A 7,352-nucleotide genomic window follows, 5' to 3' on the forward strand; every position below is an offset into this window, starting at 1 on the left:
ACGGAACGGTCAGCACGTCGTCGCCGACGTCGAGCAATCGCGTTTCGCGTCAGAGGTAATCGCCGGCCGCCATGGGACCACGCTCGAAGCCGTACACCCCGGAACCGCTCGTTGCGCTGGCGTCATTGCCAGCGCTGTGCACGGCCGCGATCCTGATCGTTGCCCCCCGGCTCGATCCCGAACCCCTGTCCGGCCTGATCATCGGGTCGTCGCTCCTGTTCCTGTTGCCGGCGGTACTGCTGGTGCCCCTGCGCCACGCCTGGCCGCCGCTGATCCTGACCGCTGAGGAAGGAGACCGCGTGCTGTTCACGCGGCTCTTCTGGAAGCACCTGGTCCGTGCCTTCACGATCGGCACCGTGTCCGCGCCGCTTGTCATGCTGCTGGTCGGCCTGCTGGGGCGGCCCGCCGGTCTTGGCGGGGCCACCCGCGTGGCGCTGGCCAATTATCTGATGGCGGCGTCGTGGGCGCTGCCGTTCCTGGCCGCGACCGGTGTCATCCTGGCTGCCTGCGGCGCCCTCGGCGCCCGCCGGGCCGCACGGGTGGCCCTGATCGTCGCGGCCCTGGCCACGGTCGCGACGGTGGTACTTGTCAGCCGGCTGGACATCTCACCGCTGTATCTGAGCTTCGCCGCCGGCACCGCCGCGCCCTGCTTCGCCGTCGTCTTCGCGCTGGCGACCACGCGCGCGGTTCTGGCGACGGGTCATCTGAGCTATCGACCGTTTCAGACCGCCAGCGACGCCGAACACCCGACCGGCAGCGCCCCACGCGGCCCGATCATCTGGCCGTCGATCGCCACCGGGATCGCCCTGGCCATTCTGGTCGCACTCGCCAGTCGCCGGGGTGACACGGCGGCTGTCGCTGCGGGAACAATTCTGGGGCCGTATTTTGCTCTGGCGATGCTGCTCGGCGGGCTTGGCCTGCGACGGGCGGCTTCGACCGCCGGAAAATTCGACAAGCGGTCGGTGGCCGGCCTCTACGCCGTGCTCGGCACCTTGGCGGTTCTGCTGATGCTGTTTTCCGGCAGTCTGACGGGTGTGCTTTTCCCGACGCTGGAGGAAGACGGGCGGCGCGTCATCGCCATCGCGCTCAGGCTGTCGGCCCTGTTGATCCTGCTGGAGCCGCTGGCCGCCGGTGTCACCGGATTGCCAGCGGGGCGGGCACAGCGCGCAATCACCACCTCTTGCCTATGGCTGATCACCCTGCCCGCCGCCGGGGTCATGCTGATTTATCTGCAATTGAACGCCGTGGCCATCGTCCTGGCGCTGATCGCGGCGCGCGTCGTTGCGGTATTGCTCGGCCTGCTGGGTGTCGCCCTTGCCCGGCGCGCGGATTCCGGTGCGGACCCGGCCACCGACCCTGCATACGACGTCGATGGTATGGCCAGCCCCGAACCGGTGCGACCGAAAGGCCCGACCCGCAGCCGGGGCCAATCTCGGGACCAGAACCGGGCACCACACTCGCCGACGACAAGCCTGCGTTGACACCGATTGGGGAGCTTTTCTTGATCGACGAGCTGATTGCGCATTGGCAGGCCGCGGTCGTGCTGGCGATGATCGCCGGCATTCTGATCGCCTTCGTCAGCGAACGGCGCCCGCCGGACGTGGTGGTGCTGGCCGCCGTCAGCATCCTGCTGGCGACCGGGATCCTGGACACATCGGATTTCCTGTCGGTCTTTTCCAATTCGGCCCCGATCACCGTCGCGGCGATGTTCATCCTGTCCGGCGCCTTGATGCGGACGGGCGCCATCGATGCCTTTGCCGAGCGTGTCACCGTGCTGGCCCGCCACCGGCCGAGCCTGGCGCTGGCCGCCATCGTGGCGACCGTCATCCTGCTGTCCGCCTTTATCAACAACACGCCGGTCGTGGTGGTGCTGATCCCGGTGGTCATCCGGCTGGCGGCGGAGGTCGGCCGCCTGCCGTCGCGCTTTCTGATCCCGCTGTCCTATGCCTCGATCCTGGGCGGTACCTGCACGCTGATCGGCACCTCAACCAATCTGCTGGTCGACGGCGTGGCGCGGTCCTATGGCATGACGCCTTTCGGCATCTTCGAGATCACCGGCGCCGGCCTGATCGTGGCCGCCGTCGGCCTGACCTATCTATCCCTGATCGCACCATGGCTGTTGCCGAACCGCGATACCGTCAGTTCCATGCTCGATCACCGGTCCAGCGCCCGGTTCCTGACCGAAGTCCGAATACCGGCTGGCTCGCCGCTGGTCGGCGCGGAAGCCGCCAAGGCCAAGGTCTTCAGCCGTCACAACCGGCGTCTGGTCGACGTGATCCGCCGCGACGAGTCGTTGCGGCGCGATCTGTCGTCGGTGGTCCTGCAGGCCGGCGACCGGGTGGTCGTGAAGACACCGGTCCACGAGGTCATCAGCCTGCGCGAGGACAATGCTGTCGTCTTTCACGATCCCCACGCCATGGATCCGATCGACAGCCGCCAGACCATCGTGGTCGAGGGGCTGGTGGCCCCGGACAGTCCCATGCTCGGCCGCACGCTGCGCCATCTGCGGCTGCGCCGGCGCTTCAACATCTATACCCTCGCGATGCACCGCCACGGGGCCAATCTGGGCGAGAAACTGGAAGGCGTGCCGCTGTCCGTTGGCGACACGCTGCTGCTGGAAGGCGCGCCGGAGGATATCCAGCGGTTTTCCGACGAGCAGGGCATCATCAACCTGACGGAGCCCCGGCAAAAGCCATTCAGGCGGCAGAAAGCCCCGATCGTCACGGCCGCCGTCCTGGGCGTCATGGCGCTGGCCGCATTCGATATCCTGCCGATCGTGGCCCTGGCGGTGATCGCGGTGGCACTGGTGCTCGTGACCCGCGCGATCGACAACGAAGAGGCCTATCGCTCGGTCGACTGGCGCATTCTGGTGATCATTTTCGGCATGCTGGCGTTCAGCCGCGCACTGGACAAGACCGGCGCCATGGCCATCATCGTTGACGGTGCGCTGACGGTGGTGCGCGATTTGCCGCCGATCGCGATCCTGGCGACGATCTATATCGTCACCTCGTTCATGACCGAACTGATTTCGAACAATGCCGTCGCGGTGCTGATGACGCCAATTGCCATCGGCCTTGCCGATCAACTCGGCGTCGATGCCCGGCCGTTCGTCGTCACCGTCATGTTCGCCGCCTCGGCCACCTTCGCCACGCCGATCGGCTACCAGACAAACACGCTGGTCTATAACGCCGGCGGCTATCGGTTCGTCGATTTCCTGCGCGTGGGATTGCCGATGAACATCCTTGTCGGGGCGACCGCGATCCTGGTCATTCCGCGCTTCTGGCCGCTATAGCGGCGCCGTGTTGCGGATCACTGGCGGGCGTCGAGCAGGGCAAGAACCTCGGCCGCCGCCATGGGAATATTCGTACCCGGCCCATAGATCGCGGCGACGCCGGCTTCCATCAGCGCGTCATAGTCCTGCGGGGGAATCACGCCGCCGCAGACGATCAGGATGTCGTCGCCGCCCTCGGCCTTGAGCGCCGCCGCCAGCGACGGCACGAGCGTCATGTGGCCGGCTGCCTGGCTGGAAACGCCGATTACATGGGCATCGTTCTCGATTGCCTGCCTTGCGGCTTCTTCCGGCGTCTGGAACAGCGGCCCGACATCCACGTCAAAGCCGATATCGGCGAAGGCTGTCGCGATCACCTTGGCGCCGCGGTCATGGCCGTCCTGGCCCAACTTGACCACCAGCAGGCGCGGCCGGCGCCCCTCGCGTTCGGCAAAAGCGGCGACGTCGGCCACGATTTTGGCGTATCCCTCGTCGCCCTCGTAAGCATGGCCATAGACGCCGCTGATCGAGCGGGTCACGGCCCGATGCCGGGTAAAAACCCGCTCCAGCGCCTCGGTCATTTCGCCGACCGTCGCGCGCACGCGCGCCGCGTCAATCGACAGTTCCAGCAGGTTCCCCTGGCCGGATTCCGCAGCCCGCGTCAGCGCCGCCAACGCGGCATCGACGGCGCCCTGATCGCGGGTCCGGCGCAGGGCCGCCAGCCGTTCGGTCTGCGAGGCCAGCACCTGGGCGTTATCGATGCTGAGCACGTCCACACGCTCGGGGTTTTCGACGGCATAGCGATTGACGCCGACGATCGTCTCCTCACCGCGGTCGATCCGGGCCTGCCGGCGGGTCGCCGATTCCTCGATCCGCAGCTTGGGCATGCCGACCGCCACCGCCTTGGTCATGCCGCCGAGCTCGTCGACCTCGCCGATCAGGGCGCGCGCGGCGTCCGCCAGATCGCGGGTCAGCGCTTCGACGTAATAGGATCCGCCCAGCGGGTCGATGACCTTGGGAATGCCGGTTTCCTCAGCCAGGATCAACTGCGTGTTGCGGGCGATGCGGGCAGAGAAATCCGTCGGCAGGCCCAGCGCCTCGTCGAAAGCGTTGGTGTGCAGGCTCTGCGTACCGCCCAGCACCGCTGCCATCGCCTCGATGGTCGTCCGCACGACGTTGTTATAGGGGTCCTGTTCGGTCAGCGAGACGCCGGACGTCTGGCAATGGGTGCGCAGCATGCTGGACCGGGGGTCCTTTGGCGCGAATTCCCGTTCGATCATTTCCGCCCACAGCACCCGGGCGGCCCGCAGCTTTGCCACCTCCATGAAGAAATTCATGCCGATGCCGAAAAAGAACGACAGGCGCGGTGCAAAGGCATCGACATCCAGACCGCGCGCGACCGCCGTGCGGACATATTCCAGCCCGTCGGCCAAGGTGAACGCCAGTTCCTCGACCGCCGTCGCGCCCGCTTCCTGCATGTGATAACCGCTGATCGAGATCGAGTTGAAGCGCGGCATGTTGGCGGCGGTGTATTCGATGACGTCGGCCACGATGCGCATCGACGGTTCCGGCGGGAAAATATAGGTGTTGCGGACCATGAACTCCTTCAGAATGTCGTTCTGAATGGTGCCGCTGAGCGCCGACGGCGCGACGCCCTGCTCCTCGGCCGCAACGATGTAGCCCGCCAGCACCGGCAGGACAGCGCCGTTCATGGTCATCGACACCGACATCCGGTCCAGCGGGATCTGGTCGAACAGGATCTTCATATCCTCGACGCTGTCGATCGCGACACCCGCCTTGCCAACATCGCCGACGACGCGCGGATGATCGCTGTCATAGCCGCGATGGGTCGCCAGATCGAACGCGACCGACAATCCCGACTGGCCGGCCGCCAGATTGGCCCGATAGAACGCGTTGCTGCGCTCCGCCGTGGCGAACCCGGCATACTGGCGCAGCGTCCAGGGGCGGTTGGTGTACATAGTGGCGCGGGGGCCGCGCACATACGGCGCCGTGCCGGGGGCGGAATTCAGTCCCGGCACACCTGCCAGATCGGCGGCCGTGTACAGCGGCTTGATGGTCAGCCCCTCCGGCGTCTCCCAGACGTGCGTGTGCAGCGGCTTGTCCTTCAACTCGCGCTGGGCAGCGTCCGCCCATGCCGCAAGGATGTCTTTGTCCGATCCGCTCATGGCCTTACCCCGCAGCACCGCATTCCATCATTGCCGACATCCTACAGCGCCCGCCCCGGCCCGGTCCATCGTCGCGGCCCCTGTCTGGTGGGCATCTCACCAGGCGAGTCACGACACCGGGCGCCAAAAATATGTTGCATGCCGTGAAATGCAACTTTAAAGAGGAAATCCTTCGGCATAGTTCTCCAATCCGCGTCGACCACCAGCGAAAGCCGCCATTGATGAGGAACAAGCTACCCCAATACCCCTGGTCGTTCAGCGAAGATCAGAGCCCGTATTGCCGGAACGTCACGGTCGACGGCCGCCGCACCAGCGTCCGCATGGAACCGATGATCTGGCAGAGCCTCGCCGAAATCGCAGAGGCCGAAAGCTATACGATCAACCATCTCTGCACCCTGGTCGACCAGCGTCGCGGCCCCATGGGGCTGACGGCGGCGATCCGCCTGTTCGTTCTGCACTACTACCGCCTTGCCATCGCCACGGCCGATGCCGACCGAAATCAGACGGCCGCCGATACGGCGCCGGCGCAGCCGCCGGGTTTCAGCGACCCCGGCACGACGGAACTGGTGCCCGGTCCGGCATCCGTCGATCAGGCACTGGCGATCTTCGTCTGGACAGACGAAGCGCTTGCCCGGGTCGGCGGCGCCAATCCGGCGTCGGGCCAACAGGGAGAGCAGCGGGTCTGACGCGGCTCCGCAGCACTTCAGGCCGGTCGGAAGCCCGGCATGACGAGTGTGGGGCGCAGGCCGAATTCTTCGATCGCGGCTTCCAGCTTGACCGGATCGGGCCGACCGTCGGCATCGATGCCCAGATCGCCGGTGTGGATGCCATGGCCGGTGACCAGCATGCTGTCGAGACCGGCGTTGTGGGCGCCGAGGATGTCGGTGCGAAACGCATCGCCGACACCCAGTATGCGTGGTGCGGCGACGCCCCGGCCGGCCAGCGTGCGGGTGATCATCGACCGGCACAGATCATAGACGGGCGCATGGGGCTTGCCATGATAGGCAACTTTGCCGCCGAGGCTTTCGTAATGGGTCGCAAGGGCGCCGGCGCAAATGGCCCGGAACCCGCCGGCAACCACCACCAGGTCGGGATTGGCGCAGACCATGGGCAATCCGTGCGCCGCAGCGTCGGCAAGCACATCGGCATAGTCGGCCACTGTCTCGTCCGGGTCGTCGATGCCGGTGACCAGCACGAAACTGGCGTCCGCGGCACGCTCGACCGGCACCAGACCCGGCGCTGACACGGTATCGACGTCGCGCGGCGGCCCAATATGCAGGACGCGATGCCCCAGGGATTGATGAAACGCGTCCGGGCGATCCGACAGCGCGGTGTGCGTCGCCTCGCCCGATGTCAGCAAATGCGTATAAAGGCCATCGTCGATGCCGATCTCGCGCATGCGGGCGGCGACGGTTTCCGCGCGGCGCGGGGCGTTGGACAGCAGGCAGACGACCTTGCCGGCGTCACGAAGCATGGTCAGCCCCTCGATAACGCCCGGCAGCGGCTGCTCGCCATCATGGATCACGCCCCAGAGATCGACGATGAACGCGTCATAGGGATGCCGGTCTATCAGCGCCGCCATCCCGTCAACGAAGATCGGCAGCCCGATTCGACCAGGGGTGGTTCGATCAGCGCCGGCGTTCGCACCGCTGCTGGCAACGGGAGAACCGCCAGCGCGGGAACCGGAAACGTGGGGGGACGCCATGACGGTGAACCTTCAACTTCCAACGATACGAGTCAACGGGGCGTCTTCTGCCACAATCGGAGCGGCGCGGCAATCGCACACCCGCCTCAACTCTCCCGCCTTGAACGGGGATCTCGCGCGGTGGCTCTGGGGGTTGGAAGACGCGAACCGGGCTCATCCGGCTCGGGGCTCCCGATCGATGTCGGGAGCGATC

5 protein-coding genes are annotated in these 7,352 nt (G+C 66.5%); 3 read left to right on the plus strand and 2 right to left on the minus strand.

What is annotated here, in order from left to right; genetic code table 11:
* Positions 1-71 precede the first annotated feature (71 nt).
* Both ABZ728_RS21235 and ABZ728_RS21240 read left to right on the plus strand, forming a co-directional pair.
* Positions 72-1,481: a hypothetical protein gene (locus tag ABZ728_RS21235; protein WP_366658415.1), complete on the plus strand. Its 1,410-nt coding sequence runs from the start codon at positions 72-74 to the stop codon at positions 1,479-1,481.
* A gap of 20 nt (positions 1,482-1,501) precedes the next feature.
* Positions 1,502-3,292 (plus strand): SLC13 family permease, encoded by a 1,791-nt coding sequence (locus ABZ728_RS21240; RefSeq protein ID WP_366658416.1) that lies wholly within the window; start codon positions 1,502-1,504, stop codon positions 3,290-3,292.
* A 17-nt stretch (positions 3,293-3,309) separates the two neighbouring features.
* On the opposite strand, the gene scpA is transcribed toward ABZ728_RS21240, so the two are convergent.
* Positions 3,310-5,454, minus strand: coding sequence for a methylmalonyl-CoA mutase (gene scpA / locus ABZ728_RS21245; RefSeq protein ID WP_366658418.1), 2,145 nt, complete (start codon positions 5,452-5,454; stop codon positions 3,310-3,312).
* A 221-nt stretch (positions 5,455-5,675) separates the two neighbouring features.
* Between scpA and ABZ728_RS21250 the strand changes: the two genes are divergently transcribed.
* Positions 5,676-6,140, plus strand: a complete 465-nt coding sequence (locus ABZ728_RS21250) for a ribbon-helix-helix domain-containing protein (protein WP_366658419.1) — start codon at positions 5,676-5,678, stop codon at positions 6,138-6,140.
* 17 nt (positions 6,141-6,157) lie between these two features.
* On the opposite strand, the gene ABZ728_RS21255 is transcribed toward ABZ728_RS21250, so the two are convergent.
* A complete protein-coding gene (locus ABZ728_RS21255) occupies positions 6,158-7,159 on the minus strand; it encodes a TIGR01459 family HAD-type hydrolase (RefSeq protein ID WP_366658420.1) in 1,002 nt (333 codons plus the stop codon).
* Positions 7,160-7,352: the final 193 nt, after the last annotated feature.

Source organism: Fodinicurvata sp. EGI_FJ10296, assembly GCF_040712075.1.
Lineage (GTDB): Bacteria > Pseudomonadota > Alphaproteobacteria > DSM-16000 > Inquilinaceae > JBFCVL01.